Source organism: Paenibacillus polysaccharolyticus, from assembly GCF_900102085.1.
GTDB lineage: Bacteria > Bacillota > Bacilli > Paenibacillales > Paenibacillaceae > Paenibacillus > Paenibacillus polysaccharolyticus.
This window is the reverse complement of sequence record NZ_FMVM01000008.1, coordinates 154976-171369: the sequence shown is the minus strand read 5'-3', so window position 1 is coordinate 171369 and position 16394 is coordinate 154976. Positions and strand designations below refer to the sequence as shown.

Annotated in this window: 15 protein-coding genes; 4 read left to right on the top strand and 11 right to left on the bottom strand. The window is 47.9% G+C overall.

What is annotated here, in order from left to right:
* Nucleotides 1-208: 208 nt before the first annotated feature.
* Nucleotides 209-1327 carry a sporulation integral membrane protein YtvI gene (gene ytvI / locus BLQ13_RS12960; protein ID WP_090920232.1) on the top strand — a complete coding sequence of 373 codons (1119 nt, stop codon included), beginning with the start codon at nucleotides 209-211 and terminating at the stop codon, nucleotides 1325-1327.
* 122 nt (nucleotides 1328-1449) lie between these two features.
* Here ytvI and BLQ13_RS12955 read toward each other — a convergent pair whose 3' ends face one another.
* The 8 genes from BLQ13_RS12955 to BLQ13_RS28840 all read right to left on the bottom strand — a co-directional run bounded on the left by BLQ13_RS12955 (nucleotide 1450) and on the right by BLQ13_RS28840 (nucleotide 11999).
* Entirely contained in the window at nucleotides 1450-1854 is a 405-nt protein-coding gene (locus BLQ13_RS12955; RefSeq protein ID WP_090920522.1) for an FxsA family protein, read from the bottom strand.
* A gap of 1 nt (nucleotide 1855) precedes the next feature.
* Complete coding sequence (locus tag BLQ13_RS12950) at nucleotides 1856-2362, bottom strand: acyl-CoA thioesterase (protein WP_373323200.1); 507 nt, start codon at nucleotides 2360-2362, stop codon at nucleotides 1856-1858.
* Nucleotides 2363-2494: 132 nt separating this feature from the next.
* Nucleotides 2495-3922: a pyruvate kinase gene (gene pyk, locus BLQ13_RS12945; protein ID WP_090920229.1), complete on the bottom strand. Its 1428-nt coding sequence runs from the start codon at nucleotides 3920-3922 to the stop codon at nucleotides 2495-2497.
* Nucleotides 3923-4029: 107 nt separating this feature from the next.
* Nucleotides 4030-5133: an acetyl-CoA carboxylase carboxyltransferase subunit alpha gene (locus BLQ13_RS12940; protein WP_090920226.1), complete on the bottom strand. Its 1104-nt coding sequence runs from the start codon at nucleotides 5131-5133 to the stop codon at nucleotides 4030-4032.
* Entirely contained in the window at nucleotides 5134-6027 is an 894-nt protein-coding gene (accD, locus tag BLQ13_RS12935) for an acetyl-CoA carboxylase, carboxyltransferase subunit beta (RefSeq protein ID WP_090920223.1), read from the bottom strand. It lies immediately after the preceding gene.
* Nucleotides 6028-6366: 339 nt separating this feature from the next.
* Nucleotides 6367-6555, bottom strand: a complete 189-nt coding sequence (locus BLQ13_RS12930) for a glutamate decarboxylase (RefSeq protein ID WP_090920220.1) — start codon at nucleotides 6553-6555, stop codon at nucleotides 6367-6369.
* Nucleotides 6556-6837: 282 nt separating this feature from the next.
* Entirely contained in the window at nucleotides 6838-7329 is a 492-nt protein-coding gene (locus BLQ13_RS12925; RefSeq protein WP_090920516.1) for a phosphatidylglycerophosphatase A family protein, read from the bottom strand.
* Nucleotides 7330-7835: 506 nt separating this feature from the next.
* A complete protein-coding gene (locus BLQ13_RS28840; protein WP_244159307.1) occupies nucleotides 7836-11999 on the bottom strand; it encodes a DNA polymerase III subunit alpha in 4164 nt (1387 codons plus the stop codon).
* Nucleotides 12000-12290: 291 nt separating this feature from the next.
* Here BLQ13_RS28840 and BLQ13_RS12905 point away from each other — a divergent pair, with 291 nt between their 5' ends.
* The 3 genes from BLQ13_RS12905 (at nucleotide 12291) to BLQ13_RS12895 (ending at nucleotide 13542) form a co-directional block, all read left to right on the top strand.
* Entirely contained in the window at nucleotides 12291-12620 is a 330-nt protein-coding gene (locus BLQ13_RS12905) for a YtrH family sporulation protein (protein WP_090920214.1), read from the top strand.
* A 20-nt stretch (nucleotides 12621-12640) separates the two neighbouring features.
* Nucleotides 12641-13129 (top strand): sporulation membrane protein YtrI, encoded by a 489-nt coding sequence (locus BLQ13_RS12900; protein ID WP_090920211.1) that lies wholly within the window; start codon nucleotides 12641-12643, stop codon nucleotides 13127-13129.
* A 92-nt stretch (nucleotides 13130-13221) separates the two neighbouring features.
* Nucleotides 13222-13542, top strand: a complete 321-nt coding sequence (locus tag BLQ13_RS12895) for a YtpI family protein (protein ID WP_090920209.1) — start codon at nucleotides 13222-13224, stop codon at nucleotides 13540-13542.
* 287 nt (nucleotides 13543-13829) lie between these two features.
* On the opposite strand, the gene BLQ13_RS12890 is transcribed toward BLQ13_RS12895, so the two are convergent.
* The 3 genes from BLQ13_RS12890 to BLQ13_RS12880 form a co-directional block, all read right to left on the bottom strand.
* Nucleotides 13830-15164 (bottom strand): DRTGG domain-containing protein, encoded by a 1335-nt coding sequence (locus BLQ13_RS12890; RefSeq protein WP_090920206.1) that lies wholly within the window; start codon nucleotides 15162-15164, stop codon nucleotides 13830-13832.
* 209 nt (nucleotides 15165-15373) lie between these two features.
* Nucleotides 15374-15658 carry a hypothetical protein gene (locus BLQ13_RS12885; protein WP_090920203.1) on the bottom strand — a complete coding sequence of 95 codons (285 nt, stop codon included), beginning with the start codon at nucleotides 15656-15658 and terminating at the stop codon, nucleotides 15374-15376.
* A 317-nt stretch (nucleotides 15659-15975) separates the two neighbouring features.
* Complete coding sequence (locus BLQ13_RS12880) at nucleotides 15976-16323, bottom strand: YlbF/YmcA family competence regulator (protein WP_090920200.1); 348 nt, start codon at nucleotides 16321-16323, stop codon at nucleotides 15976-15978.
* Nucleotides 16324-16394: the final 71 nt, after the last annotated feature.

The window sequence follows — 16394 nt, the reverse complement described above, 5'->3', positions numbered from 1 at the left end:
CAATTTATGTCATTAGAGAAATCAAACCAAAATATAGTCACAAAATCTATTGCTATAATTTGTAAAACTCAGGCATACTTTAGGCAGACGATGTGCTAAGCAGGATTCCGGCACACGGTTGCAGACTGTTCTTTTTGGCGTTTCAAAAGCTTACGATTGCTCTATATTAATAAGATAAGCTCTTGACTGAATAAAGGGGAGTTGAACCTTGGATCGAATCATTCTCAAACGTCTGCTTCGCGGTCTGTGGGTTATTGTAGCTACCTTTCTGATCGCCGTAGCCGTATATCTATTGTTCCCGCTGTTATATCCTTTTGTTATTGCCTGGATTATTGCCTACGCGATGAATCCGCTCGTAAAGTTGCTCCAGAACAGGCTCCGTTTTCCACGCTGGCTCGCGGTTACCTTATCACTTCTATTGTATTTTGGGGCAATCGCTGTAATTTTATCTGCGGCTGTTACTCGTATGGTTAAAGAAGTCATTTCACTAACCACCAGTTTCGATCTGCATGTGGACGAAATCAAAGAAACGTTTGTACGCTGGACGCAGAACGATACGATCCAAAGTTTGATAGCGCAGATTAACGATTTTTACAAAGAAAACCCGAATTATCAAGAAACCATTAATAGTAACATCAGCAAAACAACAGAGACCGTAGGAACAGCGGTAAGTGACCTTGTTACTGGGTTTTTCAACCTGATTTTAAACCTGCTGACCTCGCTACCTAATATGGGTGCAGTTCTCATTGTGGTGTTGCTATCTACCTTTTTCATTAGCAAAGGCTGGACGCGTCATAGCATTACCGTCTCTGGTTGGGTTCCGTCTGCAGTTCGCAAACCGATCTCTGATATCTGGAATGATCTCAAAAAAGCCCTCTTTGGTTATGTACGCGCACAGCTGATCATGATCTCGATTACAGCGCTGTTCGTCATGATTGGGTTACTTATCCTTCAAGTCAAGTCAGCGTTCACGATCGCTCTGCTGATTGGTCTGGTCGACCTGCTCCCCTATCTTGGTGTCGGTCTGGTAATGGTACCTTGGGCGGCGTATTTGTTCATGAACGGGGATATCTATCTTGGCATCGGTATTAGTGTGATCTATCTTATCCTGCTTATTGCCCGGCAGATCATTGAACCGAAAGTTCTTGCCAGTAGTGTGGGGCTAGACCCACTCGCAACGTTAGTAGGCATGTTTGTTGGCTTGAAGCTATTTGGTGTGCTAGGCCTCATTATCGGTCCGGTGAGTCTTGTGATTCTCGATGCTTTTAACCGTGCCAATGTACTTCGTGACCTCAGGACCTATATCATTAATGGCAGAGTCCGATGAGTCTGATTGAAGAGTATTAATCACAATTCTTTTCCAGTTAAACTAATGCAAAAAAGTCTCCGTTCCAAGCAGAAGGTGTCTGCAGAACGGAGACTTTTGGTTTAAACGAGATAGATGCTCTCCTATTTCGGACGGCGATAAAATGTAATGCTGCCGTTTCTCATCTTTTTCTCCAACCAGCCCAGGAAGAATAACCGATATACTGGACGTGTTAACGGAAATACTAACGTAAAACCGATGAGATCGGTCACAAAACCAGGGATCAACAGCAAGAATCCGCCGACAAAAACGAAAAGACCATCGACCATTTTCCGCCCAGGCACCTTGCCGCGTTCCATCTCCTGTTTGGCGTCCATCAATACCTTACGCCCTTCAAACTGTAACATGGCTATACCAATCAAGGACGTGAGAATCATAAGAAGCAATGTTTTTCCGGCCCCGATCCAATCACTCATCAGAATGAAACCAAACAGCTCAATTACCGGAATTAATAAAAGTAAAGCCCACATCCATTTTCGCATTGATATGTTACTCCTTTCCTGAGAACCACACCTTTTCAAGCGCGCTGTATAGCTCTGAAGCGACCTTATCCAGTCTAACCGGCTTCCAGTCTGTATTCACCCACACATGCTGGGTAGATCCCGTCACCAGTCGTTCACCTGGGAGTGATTCATCATGTGCCCACACCCGTTCACCGACAGCGAGTGAAGCATCATCTTCCTCAGACATACGTCTTATGTCGTACTCGTAATTCAGGCGCAAGCCGCTAAAAGCAGTGATTCGAGTGAAAATGATGATCTCGTCATCGTACCGCGCCGGTTTATGATACTTCACATCCAGACCGGTTACAGGAAGCAACAGTGCCTGTTCTTCCATTTTACGATATGTATACCCCATTTGGCGAATCATCTCGGTACGGCCGATCTCGAACCAGTTCAGGTAGTTCGCATGATAGACAACCCCCATCTGGTCGCTCTCCTGATAACGTACACGAAGACGAGCTGTATACCAGTTACCATTACTTTCTTTTCGCACGTTCTCAGCCTCCTTGGCTCTACCATTCATACGCTTCAAATCACAGAATCGTGTCATGAAGATGGAAAAAAAGCAACGGGACATAAGGGCCCATTGCTTCTTTCATGTTACTTACCGAATCATACGCTACAATTAAGCGTTGTTTGGAATTTGGCTAACTTTGATCAGGTTAGTAGAACCGGAGCGGCCCAGAGGTACACCTGCTGTAATGACAACCAGGTCTCCTTCTTTAACCAGTCCTGATTTTACGCCACCTTCAATTGCATTTTCGAACAAAGCATCCGTAGAATCAACCAATCTACCTTTAACAGGAGTTACACCCCATGCCAGTGCCAAACGACGGGAAGTTCTGTCTTCTGTCGTTACAGCGATGATTGGAGCTTCTGGACGATATTTAGAGATCATACGTGCGGTATGTCCGGATTCTGTCGAAGTGATGATCGCTTTCGCGTTCAAATCTTGAGCGGACAGAGCAACGGATTGACTGATCGCTTCAGTAACCGTTGTTTGTTGTGCAACACGTTGTTTCAGATACAACTCTTGGTAAGGCAGAGCAGATTCTGCTTTTTCTGCAATACGGGACATTGTCAGCACGGACTCTACCGGATATTTACCGGCAGCTGTCTCACCAGACAACATGATTGCATCTGTACCGTCAAAGATTGCGTTGGCTACGTCACTTGCTTCCGCACGAGTCGGACGCGGGTTACGTTGCATCGAATCCAGCATTTGTGTAGCTGTAATAACCGGTTTACCCGCAACATTACATTTTTCGATCATGCGTTTTTGTACCAGTGGTACTTCTTCAGCAGGGATTTCCACACCCAGGTCTCCACGAGCAACCATCAGGCCGTCAGACACTTCAAGGATTTCGTCCAGGTTGTCGACACCTTGTTGGTTTTCGATTTTGGAGATAATTTGAATGTGACCTGCATTATGTTTCTCAAGCAATTCACGAATTTCAAGCACGTCGCTTGCTTTACGAACGAAAGAAGCTGCGATGAAATCGATACCTTGTTCGATACCAAACACGATATCGTTAGCATCTTTTTCAGTGATACCCGGCAGGGAAATCGCAACGCCCGGAACGTTAACACCTTTTTTGCTTTTGATTGTACCGCCGTTAACGATACGGCATTTGATCTCGGTGCCTTGTACTTCCACCACAGTCAGTCCGATCAGACCGTCGTCGATCAGAATTGTAGATCCAGCTTCAACATCCTTAGGAAGATCTGCATACGTAATGGAAAGACGATCTTTGGTTCCCAGAATTTCTTCTGTCGTCAAAGTGATGTACTCGTCCTGAACCAATTCAATTGGCTCAACTTCAAGTTTACCTGTACGAATTTCCGGTCCTTTGGTGTCCAGCAGGATTGCTACAGTTTTGTTCAGCTCTTCACATGCTTGGCGAATCGCTACGATCCGTCCGCCGTGCTCATCGAAATCACCGTGGGAGAAGTTCAGACGGGCTACGTTCATGCCAGCCATAATCAGTTTCTTGGTATTCTCCAGGGATTCACTGGATGGGCCAATCGTACATACAATTTTCGTTTTGCGCATTTTGGGTTTCCTCCGATTTTAAAGGTCTAACTTTATATCTCTATTTTTCTTTTTCCAACTATTAAATTTACTATACTTTCGATCATTTGTATAGGAAATTCGTCACATCATTCTGCATTTCCCGACAAATTTTTCACAGGTTCTGCTTCTAACGGCTGTTCCGATGCTTCCACTTGGACAGATTCTGCTCCGGTTTGTGGGTCTACTTCACCTGTAGACTCGTTTTTTTCAACAATTTCTTCCTTTGTTGCTGGTGCTTCAAAGGTTACTGAGCCGATTTTGCGGAATTTTTCATAGCGATCCTGCTTTAATTGCTCCGCACTCCATCCTTTCATCTCATCCAGATGACGAACTAGAGCTTCGGAGATCGCTGTTGCAGCTGTATCATAGTCCTGGTGAGCCCCGCCGCGCGGTTCAGGGATAATCTCTTCGATCACTTCCATCTCGAGCAGGTCTTTCGCCGTAATTTTCATCGCTTCAGCGGCCTGATCTGCTTTGGATGCATCCTTCCATAGAATCGATGCCGCACCATTAGGAGAAATTGCAGAATAGATGGCATGCTCGAGCATGAGCACACGGTTACCTACAGCCATAGCTAGAGCACCGCCGCTTCCACCTTCGCCGATGACAACAACAATAACAGGAACCGAGAGTTTAGCCATCTCCAGCAAATTACGGGCAATCGCTTCCGATTGACCTCTCTCTTCTGCAGTATTACCCGGATACGCTCCTTTAGTATCAACAAACGTAATAATCGGGCGACCAAATTTGTCAGCCTGCTTCATCAAGCGAAGTCCTTTACGGAAACCTTCCGGGTGAGCACTTCCAAAAAAGCGGGCGATGTTGTCCTTCGTATCCTTTCCACGCTGTTGGCCAAGTACCGTTACGGTTTGTCCATTCAGCTTCGCGAGTCCACCAACAACCGCAAGGTCGTCACCAAACATACGGTCACCATGCAGTTCGGTAAAATCAGTAAAAATGAGCTGAATCAGATCCAGTGCTGTTGGACGCTGCTGGTGACGAGCCAAATGCATCTTCTGAGCCGGTGTTATGCTGGTGTAAATCTCTTCTTCAAGTCTATGATAACGTTCTTCGAGACGGGCTATTTCTTCGGTAAAATCAATCCCTTTTTCCTGCCCAAACTGAACGAGTTCTTCAATTTTTTTGCGCATCTCAATCAGAGGCGCTTCATATGGCAAACTACCCGCCATTTAGACCCCTCCCTTTTCACTGTGCATATCGAGAAGCTTGCCAAGGGTTGTCCGAAGTTCTTTCCGGTGAACAACCATGTCCAGTTGACCATGCTGGAGGTTGAATTCTGCGGTCTGGAAATCATCCGGCAGCTTCTGACGGATCGTTTGCTCAATTACTATTCTGCCTGCAAAACCAAATACAGCGCCAGGTTCAGCGATAATAATATCGCCAAGGCTCGCGAAACTAGCCGATACCCCACCGGTTGTCGGATCGGTGATCACCGAAATATAGAGCCCGCCTTGCTCGTCCAAACGAGCTAAAGCCGCACTTGTTTTAGCCATCTGCATCAGACTCAGAATACTCTCCTGCATCCGTGCACCGCCTGAAGTAGAGAAAATAATTAAAGGAAGCTTCTTCTCAATGGCATGTTCAACAGCACGGGTAATTTTCTCTCCGACTACAGAGCCCATACTGCCTGTGAAGAAATCAAAGCTCATTACAGCAACAACAACAGGAAGACCTTCAATGGTCCCTTCTCCTGTTATAACGGCTTCCTTCAAACCCGATTTCAGACGTTGCTGCTCCAGCTTACTGCTGTACCCCGGGAATCCGAGTGGATCAACCGAAACCATATCGGCATCATGTTCAACAAAACCTTCTTCATCCAGTACCATTGCAATACGCTCCATGGCGTTAAGACGCATATGGTAGCCGCAGGCAGGACATACTTTCAGGTTTTTCTCCAGTTCCTTGCTATATTGAATGGTGCCGCATTTGCTGCACTTGTTCATAAGCCCTTCAGGTATTTCACGTTTTGGGCGCTCGACGGCTTCTTGACGTTCACCTGGAATTGCACGCTCGGAAGGTATGGTAGCGTACTTCCGTTTCTTTTGGAATATATCTTTGAACACAACTACACCTCTCCAGCCAATAATTTGATGGCCGCAGGCCACAGTCCGCTGTAACAATCAGCTTGATCTGCATGCTGCGGTGAACCGCTTACGCTTATTACTCATGTTAAGACTTATACCTTACTAGCATTCAGAACAAAATTCCTCCGATACAAGGCAAACCTCAACGGCTACTCTCCGCACAATTGATGTTACCTGCTATAACCGATTAACAAAAAAAGAAGGAAGGACAGTAGCATTATACTCATGCAAGTCGATTCCTCTTTCCGCTTCCGCGGTCAGTCCCTTATGTACCAGTGGTACTTTTTGTTATCTGCCAAGGCACTTCAATATCGAGAATCAAGAATGCAGAATGGAATTCAACACTTCCTGAACCTCTTCCAATTCCCCAGAAGGGACGCGAATCTCATATTGTTGCTTGGATAAACTGATGGGACGGGTCTGTACCAGAAAACCTTCTTCCGAAAGCTTGGTCTTGATCTTGTCCGCAACCTTTGCTGTCGGCGCAATGTAAATCACCGTCCACATGCCATGTCCGCCCCCTAAGCTAATGTTCAGAGCCCGTATATTGGACTAATGATACCATACCTCCGTTTTTTTCTGCAAGGAAGGGTTGAAGACCTTTCAGGAGAAAATCGGATGATTCGGGACATTGCCCCCTGCTTGGCAAGCCAAATGGTCATAGTCATGTGATATAATTCGCTGACTTTTCCTAAGAGGCAAAAACCTTACAGGGCAGCCATAGCCGCCCTTAATCCTATTGGACAGATTGAGATGGTAACCACAGGTTTCTGTTGGTATTAATAGATCTTACAGGTCTGAAAGGTATTTCTTGGCTTTAATATTCTTGTGTGCAATCCGCGCGGAGGCGGCTGCAGCAAGACCTGCAACCAGATCATCCAGGAACACGTGAACGGCCGATTTTTGTTCATTCAAATCATGAATCACACCTATTTTTTCCTTGTCCAGATAGCCAAAACTGGTTAAACCAATCATGCCATACACATGTGTTATCCCTAAAGCCAGAGTCTCGTCCACTCCATAGAGTGACTCATCCGCTTCCATTATCGCTTGCAGCGGTTGGGGTAGAAGCTTTTTTTCAGCCAGTTCGTCAAGCGCAATGCCGGTGTACAGTGTGTACTGTACCTCTCTTTTTTGCAAAACGGATTTTACGCTGGTTACACAGTCGTCCATGGTCAATTCCGGGTGGTACCCTTTCTGCAAACGATATACAATCTCTGCGATAGCATCAATGTGTACACCTCGCCGGGCCAGCATAGCTTCCGCGATCTCATATGACATATCTCGACCTCCCGCATCAATCCCCCGAGAACCTCCAAGTTCTTCGGTGTTCTCAAGTGTATGCAGTGAACTTCCAAAATGTTCATAAATTGTGCGAATGTACACGCTCAAGCTGACATTACGCCATACCGATCTTCTGTTGGCTAGCATGTGCAAGTACAGCTGGCGTTTATTGACTAAAATTTCAAAGAGGGTATCTCCCTCATCATTCATTCATAGAGAGAGCCTTGTAATTCAGGACGGAGATCATGGTAAATGGAGCAGACACAATTCCTCATAAAATAGAATTTCCCGGCGTATTTTGCTGTTTTTCACCGGAATAACCGTTCTTGTGATCATTACCACTGGCAATGTGTACATTCGCGCAAAGACTTCTGGTGAACGATAACACTGAGCCGAAGGGATACATCATTGACGGAACTTTTATAAAAAAAGGATGCCCACCGTTCTTGATCTTGCAAACGGTGGACATCCCCCGCTGAAGGTGGTGAAAACCTGCTTCAGCTTTATTTGATTTTGACTGTCCCTTCACCAAGCATTTTCTCCATTTCGGAGAACAGTGCCGGTGAAGGTTTGATCCGGTAGGCGTCGCTCAGGGCGAGCAGCTTCTGTTGCTGCTCGTAGAAGAGCACGGTCGCCACCGGGCCAGGGTGCTGCTGGAGCAACTCTTTGAGGCGCGCCAGCAGTTCGGGCTTCTCGGCCTGCGGGGTGAGCTTCACGAACACCCGCTGCTCGGCCCCACGCGGCGCGCGGCCCTGCTCCGCCGCGCCAGCCGCAGGCGTCGCACTGCCCGCGCGTGCGCTGGCTGCGGCGCCTGTGCCTGCCTCGCTGCGCGCCGAGGCAGGGCTGCGGCTTCCGCTTGCACGCGCAGCGGAAGCGTCAACGCCTGCGCTGCTGCGCTGCGCTGCGGCTCCCGCGCCCGCCGGTCGCTGCGGCGAAGCCGCCTGCGCCGGGCGCGAAGCGCTGCCGCTGCCGGGCTTGCCGCGGCGGTCGCGGCTGCGCAGCTGCTGTTCCAGTGCCGCCGGTGTCAGCGGCGACACCTCCTCGGCCAGCAGCTTAAAGCCCTCGTCCTGCTGCTGCACCTTGGCACGCACGACGAGCAGTTCACCTTTCCCGACATGTTGCTGGCTTCGCCGCCATACCTCGGGAAAGAGAACCACTTCGCAGCGTTCGACTTGGTCTTCCAGCTCCATGAACGCCATGGCCTTGCCCTGTTTCGTCGTAATCGACTTTACGGACACCACCATACCTGCGGCGACGGCCATCGTATCGTCAGCCGCTTCCGTCAATTCCATGATCCGGTCAGCCCCGCTCGATGCGAGCACATCTTCGTAGTCATCCAGTGGATGACCGGACAGATACAGACCAAGCAATTCACGTTCCAGTTCCAGCTGCTGACTTGCCGAGAACGGCGGAATTTCCGGATATTCAATCTCCCAGTTTGGTGTCTCCACAAAGTCAAACAGCTGAATCTGCAAGTCCTCACGTTCTTTACGCCATTTCAGAGCCGCTTCAACGGTCTCGTCTAACATTGCCAGCAGTTGCGCACGATGTCCTGGCAAGCTGTCAAATGCTCCAGCCTGAATCAGCGATTCAATGACACGTTTGTTGCACACTCTTAGATCAACACGGCGACAAAAATCGAGCAGACTGTCGAACGGTTTTTCCTGTCTGACTGCCATAATGCTTTCCATCGCTTGTGTACCTACATTTTTCACTGCAGCCAGCCCGAAACGAATGGCTCCAGAAGACCATATCGTTACTGCTCCACTATCCTCATTGCTTAATTCAGATACCTTCTCCTGAATCCGTCCATGCGCCTGATCGGGATTCTGGTTGTGCGTCACATCCTCAGACTGAGCATGCTCGTCAGCCTTCATCCTATCATGAGCCCGCATTTCTTGCTGATCATGAACCTGTTCCGATCCAAGCACAGTGTCCGATACAGATATTCTCACCAGACCCGGGTCTAACTTACGGCCAGACTCTTTCGAATCTGACTTAGCAGATACAGCCTGCCAACCTTCGTCGTATCCACTTCTCTCCATCTCCGTTAAGTGTTCGTTATCCTCCGGCATAGGCCCAGGATCATCCGGTAACGGCACCTCTCCGTAATCCCCATGTTCCTCATAATTATCATCAGAAGCATCTTCGCGGGCTTCGGGAGCTTCACCCGTTACCCTTGATTCATCCATCTCCTTCACAGCAGACGAAGCAAACACAGGTGTGAACAAAATGCCACTTTCATTTACATCTGGCGGGAGCACATTAATCTGCATGTGACGGCATTCCACTACATACTCTGCGACCTTACGATGGCTCCCCATAACAGCGGTCAGCATGGAAGCCATGAAATGCACGGGATAGTGCGCCTTCAAGTAAGCCGTTTGGAATGCAAGCACACCATACGCTGCCGCGTGAGCACGTGGAAAGCCGTAGTTGGCAAATTTGACAATCATATCGTAAACGAGGTCTGCTTCTGCTTCGCTATATCCCTGTTTCAGACTGCCCTGAACAAAGTGGCCTCGTTCCAGATCGAGCACTTCCCGTTTTTTCTTGGAAACAGCTCTACGTAACAAATCCGCTTCTCCCAAGGAAAAGCCCGCCATACGGGATGCAATCTGCATGATCTGCTCCTGATAGACAATGATGCCGTACGTATCTTTCAGAATCGACTCCAGATCATCATGTGGATATTCCACTTCAATCTGACCATGCTTACCCTGAATGTATTTGGAGATAAACTCCATCGGACCTGGACGGTACAACGCCAGTACGGAGATAATATCTTCGAACACACTCGGCTTCATTTCCTTCAACACACGACGTACTCCGGCAGATTCCAGCTGAAATATACCCATCGTATCGCCGCGTCCCAGCATCTCATACGTAAGTGGGTCGTCGTCAGCAATCCGTGTAAAATCTGGAACTTCCGCACGCTCCCCAATCCAGCGCAGACAACGTTCTATAATGGAGAGGGTTCGTAAGCCGAGAAAATCCATCTTAAGCAGCCCTATCGATTCCAGATTTTCCATGGAATACTGTGTCAGGGCTGTTCCTTCGCTTCCTTCCTGCAATGGAACGGCATCCGTCAGCGGATCTCGTGAGATGACGACACCCGCAGCATGCGTGGAAGCATGACGAGGCATGCCTTCCACCTTCATTGCCATATCGAGCAGCTCACGTGTCTTGGGTTTCGTCTCATACAACGCCTTCAGCTCCGGCGTAGATTCCATTGCTCGTTCAATGTTAATGCCGAGCTGTGCAGGAATCAGTTTCGCAGCCTTGTCCACTTCGCCATATGGCACGTTCAGCGCCCGCCCAACATCACGGACTGCAGCCCGGGCTGCCATGGTTCCAAACGTAATAATTTGGGCAACATGGGCTTTGCCGTATTTCTGTGCCACATAATCAATGACCTCGTCACGACGTTCATCACTGAAATCGATATCGATATCGGGCATGGATATCCGCTCAGGATTGAGAAAACGCTCGAAGAGCAGGTTATATTTCATCGGATCGACATCCGTAATACGAAGTGTATAAGCCACCAGGCTTCCTGCCGATGAACCCCTACCCGGTCCGGTGACAATTCCCTGCTTATGCGCATAAGCGATGAAATCCCACACGATCAGGAAATAATCCGAGAATCCCATACTGTCAATTACGCGCAACTCATAGTCCAGCCGTTGCTCCAGCTCTGTACGAAGCGCCGTATCGTTCCACCGATCGGAGTCTGCATACCGGGCATTCATACCCTCTTCACACAACTGACGAAGATATGCAGACGGACTCAAACCTTCAGGGAGCGGACGGTATTCCGGTAAAATGGATTTGCCAAATTCCAGCTCCAATTCGCAAGAATCGGCGATGCGGACTGTATTAGCGATGGCCTCCGGCACATGAGGGAACAGACGAGCCATCTGCTCGCCGCTCTTCAAATACAATTGGTTCGTTCCGATCCGCAAACGAGTCTCATCCTCTACCGTTTTACCTGTCCCGATACAGATCAGGACATCTTGCAGTTCTGCATCCTCTTCGGACAGATAATGAGCATCATTCGTTGCCACAAGCTGGATTTCCAATTCAGCAGCGAGTTTGATCAGCTGCGGATTGACTCTTTTTTGCTCAGCCAGTCCGTGATCCTGTAGTTCCAGATAAAAGTCGGAGCCAAAGATGTTTTTGTAACGTAGCGCGGCACGGCGCGCCTCTTCTTCACGCCCATGCAACAGATGCTGAGGAACTTCGCCGCCGAGACAAGCGCTGAGACAGATAATTCCCTCATGATGTGCCGCCAAACTCTCCATATCGATACGCGGTTTATAGTGGAAACCCTCCAGATGTCCAATGGAACACAGCTTCATCAGGTTCCGATAACCGGTCATATTTTTCGCCAGCAAAATCAAATGATAGATCGGTTGATCCTTCCGGCTTCCCCGTTCTTTGCGAGAACCTGCCGTCATATATGCTTCACAGCCGATAATCGGTTTGATTCCCCGCTGGGCGCAGGCTTTATAAAATGGGATAGCCCCATACATGACGCCATGATCGGTCAGCGCAAGTGTCGTCATCCCCAGATCTGCGGCTTTATCCACGAGATCCGGAATACGCGCAGCGCCGTCCAGCAAACTATATTCACTGTGAACATGCAAATGCACAAAAGAACTCATGTCTTTTTACTTCCTTTCCCCGCTTACAGTGGCAGCTCTCATCATTGATGCTGTGTGCCGCCGTAGTGTACTTTATAATGCGCAAGATCCGAATCGTCGAAATCCGCGTAAATATGCACTTATATGAATGTTACCGTTAAAATTGAATTCTCTATCTAAAATAAGAGAGTTTATTATTCTATTTTATCATAACGTCAGGGGGCTCGCCCATACAATAGAAGTACAAGCTGCTCCCCTGTTGTACAAACCTAAAACAGGCGGGATGCTGCTGGTCTGAAAGGGGTGTTGTGGGTGAGCACTTTTTTATCCAAAGCCATTCTTGACTTCTTTATTGCATTCGGGATCGTGCTGGGCGGCGCGATGATTGGAGGTATAGGTGCTGTCATTTCCCTTCAGCCTCCCACACAAACCATGCTCGATATTTCTGGCAAAATAAAAATCTGGGCACTCGCTGCCGCTGTGGGTGGTACGATCGATCCGATGCGAGTCATTGAGAGTAATTTTCTGGATGGCAACCTGTCACCAGCAGTGAAACAAATCCTATACCTGATCTCAGCCTTTATGGGGGCACATATGGGAACGGAACTGGTGAAATGGGTGTGCGGCGGAGGTCGGGGTTAGATGACCCGTGATGACCCTGTATGAGACTTCCCCCCTTCTCCCGCTACCGCCCGTTGATGCGTATGACTGCCGTATTTGTACTCGGAATGATCGCTGGATGTGTTGTGTATAACGGTGTTTTTCATCTCAGTTACAACAAACTGTGGCTAAACAATCAGGAGTTGCAGCTTCAACTACACCAGAACGAGGAGGATATAAAAACGCTGAAAAAATACAGCAAGCGCCAAACGGTGATCAAAGAGATCAAAGTTCGCGCCGAAGAATCCGATAAAGGCCCTGACGAGGCCTCACTAAAACTAATGTTACAGAAACTCGGGGATGAGCTTGAAGTTTTGCGTGGAAGAGATGTGTATAACATCGACGAATATAGCAAAATGACACGCATCATGCTTAACCAGAAAATATATAAAGTCAGGGAAAAAGAATATTCCGTTCAGGTCAAAACGATGCTTGTCATGGAGGGCGTTTTACAAGTCTGGGTACAGATCCGCATTCACGTTCCAGCATAATCTCCGAAAAATGCAAAAAACTGCCCTGGGCTGCATGGTCACATGCTACAATAAGGGCAGTCTATGTTTTTCAAAAAAGGAGTTGCTTCTGCGTGTTGATCGAAGTATTCAAGTATATCCTGATCGCCCTCTTCGCCATCGCTATGATCTGTTCTGCCATGAACAGCATTCGTTCACGACGGACGACTGACCAACATGTTGCCGGTTTGTATCGCTCCTGGACGAATATCTGGATGGGCTGCATGCTTATCATTCTCGCACTGATCTTGATGTTTGTTTTTACCGGTTCTACGTTATCTGTCATTGTGGAAGCGCTTTTCCTGATCATGGGAGCTTACAATGTGTTTGCCGGTCTCCGTAATCGCAGTTACTACGCCAGACTTAAACAGCATTCCAGCAATACAACCGCTTAGGGTTAGACGTTGCACATACCGAAGCGTTTCGCTACAAGTCAGGTTTGGACAACATATCAGCAAAAAAAAGAGAGCACTCCCGAACAATCTTGAGGTGAATCGAGTAAGCCGTATGCACTTTGCTGCATTGCTGTGATCTGTACATGCTGATCCGTACATATCAAAGTGCACATACCGCATAGCAGAATCCATGGCTCACGTCTTCCCCTGACGGGCAATCGCTCTCTTTTTATGTGCCTGGATATGTTTCCAGATAATCGCTTTCGATTACGTATTATGCATTTATTCTAAGCATGGTCTATGGACTGCAACGTCATGACTGCCTTGCACACCACACTGCCCTCACGGGTAATGACAATATCCATTTTGCATGTCCTGCGGCTCGTTTCCAGAATCATGGGGCGCACCATAATCTGATCCTCAATCTGCACCGGGCGGACAAAATAAGTCGTTACGTTATCAACCACATGGTCATTACCTGTGACGTCCCACGCGGCTCTTCGGGCAGCTTGTGTCATAACATTCAGTAACACACCTTCCGAGATCGTCCCCAAATCCGTGGCCATCTGGGGAATAATGAAGCCGTGGAACAAAAGTTCGTTCTGTTCCCCACGTTCTTCTGCGAATCCGTTCCAGATCAGATGATCAAAGGTCTCGCCAAGCTGGGGTTGCTTCTGCGCATCACGCATGGCTTGCAGTACTTCCTTACGTGTAACGGAAGCAATAAGCTTACGGTTACGATCAACGATGGGTAGGAAATCAATGCCTTCCCAAGTCATTATCTGCGCAGCAGAAGCAAGGGAGGTCTGTAACGATGCTGTAATCGGACGGCGAACGACACACTTTTCAATACTTTGATCCGGTTGCAGTTCACTGACATCCTTCAGACTCACAATACCGATGACCCGGTTCCATTCATCTACAACCGGAAAGCGGTGCTCCCCTGTCTCAGACACCAGCGAATGGAAATCCGCGGCCGAACTCGTCACTTTGAGCACTTGCAGACGTGGTTTCTGGCCGATAATATCCTCCACCAGCATAATTTTTTTCTTGATCAGCCTGTCAAAGATCGCACGGTTAATCATAGAGGCCACGGTAAAGGTATCATGTCTGGAGGAGATAATCGGCAATCCCAGTTCATCTGCCATAATTCTTACATCCCTGCTTGTACCAAAGCCACCCGTAATCAATACGCCAGCTCCTTGTTCCAATGCCAAAGAATGAGCATCTTCCCTGTTACCGACAATAAGCAGACTGCCAGCATCGATGTACCGCGCCATCGCCTGCTCCTTCATCGCACCAATCACATACTTGTGCAATGGCTTGGCTAGTCCTTCATTACCGCCAAGCACATGCCCCTCCACAATCGTGACCACGTCGGCAAAGGTCAGTTGCTCCGACATGCCCCGAGGTCTTTTTTCGATCCGCACCGTTCCGATTCTCTCTTTCGTCACGACCAGTCCGAAGTTCTCCGCCTCTTTAACGGCACGATAAGCTGTTCCCTCACTTACCCCCAGTTCACGTGCAAGCCCGCGCACCGAGATTTTGCTACCCACCTTCAATTGTTCAATATGCTGTAGAAGCTGTTCATGCTTCGTGACGTTTTCTTCTTGTCCGTCCAACTGTACCACCCCCGAGGTTGCATCTGTACTATACTGTATCTATTATAACACGACCTTAGGAAAATAACCCCCATCTGACATAGAGTCCTGACCTGCAAAAAACTTCTCAATGTTATCCTGCATGGTCTGATCCTATATACTTTGCTTGAACACACAAATAAGACCGAAACCCCACACACTTCAGGATTCCGGTCTATCTATCAACTTATTTATACGGATTCGCTACGCTCCTGCTTGTCCAGCAGTTTCATCTCCCACTGCCGTAACTTCGCCCGACGAACAGCCTCCAGCGCACGTTTCTTCTCCTCATCTACGCCAAGAATGAAATGCAGGTGTGCGCCTACAATTAACAGCGAGAACAGCACCCACACGATACCGAAAATATTAACCCAGTCCATTCCGCCAGCAAAGGAAATGCGCGGAAGCGCGATAACCAGCATTGACAATGCAATCAGCAGATAGATGACATGTTTTGTTTTTTTCAACCTCTTCACTATTCACAGCTCCTTCGTTCGTTGATCTGTGATAAGCCGAACCAAAGTTATTTATACGTTTCACTCCAATGACAGAATAACCTTCCAGTCGCTGTTATCCCCAGATTTTTTTGATTCCCTTTAATAAAGGGGAAAATCCGGTGATAAAGGCGAACGCTTCGCTCTTTCAGGTTTTTTCTGTCCTCTCCGTTCTAGTATAAATGATAAGTTCAACTTATATAGGTCAACTCTATATAGCTAGTCTATGAACGGTTCAGAGGGAATATGAGAGGATCAGAGAAAAAAACAGACAAGTGCATGCTTATTGAGCTTATAGCTTAAGCTTCTGCTCCGCCGTACAGATGAGCGAGGCTGTCTGCAATAATTTTGTTTACATCCTCGATAATTACACTAAGGCGACGCTCTGCATCGAACAGGCGGCGGATGTTCAGGTTCAGACTCAATACTTCAAAGAGTTTCTCCATCTTTTCCATCTCATCCGGTGCTGGCATATCTCCACTCATCATGCGTTGTTGCAATTCCATCTGTTGGTTACGGAAGTTGTCCAGCATCGCTTTGGCCTCTGGATCAGCTTCAATTAATTTCATCGCAGAGGTAATCTCCTCAACCTCGCTACTTTCTCTTAGTGCTTTTGCCAAATCATTGGCTTTGTCATAAATATTCATTATAATTCCTCCTCTAAATTGGTTGTTCATCCGTGTAAGAACACGCATTCTATGCTCTCAAATAAAGGTTC

Excerpts from the sequence above, each read along its gene's own strand:
- pyk (WP_090920229.1), bottom strand. The coding sequence starts at position 3,922 with ATGCGCAAAACGAAAATTGTATGTACGATTGGCCCATCCAGTGAATCC.
- BLQ13_RS12940 (WP_090920226.1), bottom strand. The coding sequence starts at position 5,133 with ATGGCGGGTAGTTTGCCATATGAAGCGCCTCTGATTGAGATGCGCAAA.
- BLQ13_RS12930 (WP_090920220.1), bottom strand. The coding sequence starts at position 6,555 with ATGTGGACGGTGATTTACATTGCGCCGACAGCAAAGGTTGCGGACAAG.
- BLQ13_RS12925 (WP_090920516.1), bottom strand. The coding sequence starts at position 7,329 with ATGTCATATGAGATCGCGGAAGCTATGCTGGCCCGGCGAGGTGTACAC.
- BLQ13_RS28840 (WP_244159307.1), bottom strand. The coding sequence starts at position 11,999 with ATGAGTTCTTTTGTGCATTTGCATGTTCACAGTGAATATAGTTTGCTG.
- BLQ13_RS12900 (WP_090920211.1), top strand. The coding sequence starts at position 12,641 with ATGAGACTTCCCCCCTTCTCCCGCTACCGCCCGTTGATGCGTATGACT.
- BLQ13_RS12880 (WP_090920200.1), bottom strand. The coding sequence starts at position 16,323 with ATGAATATTTATGACAAAGCCAATGATTTGGCAAAAGCACTAAGAGAA.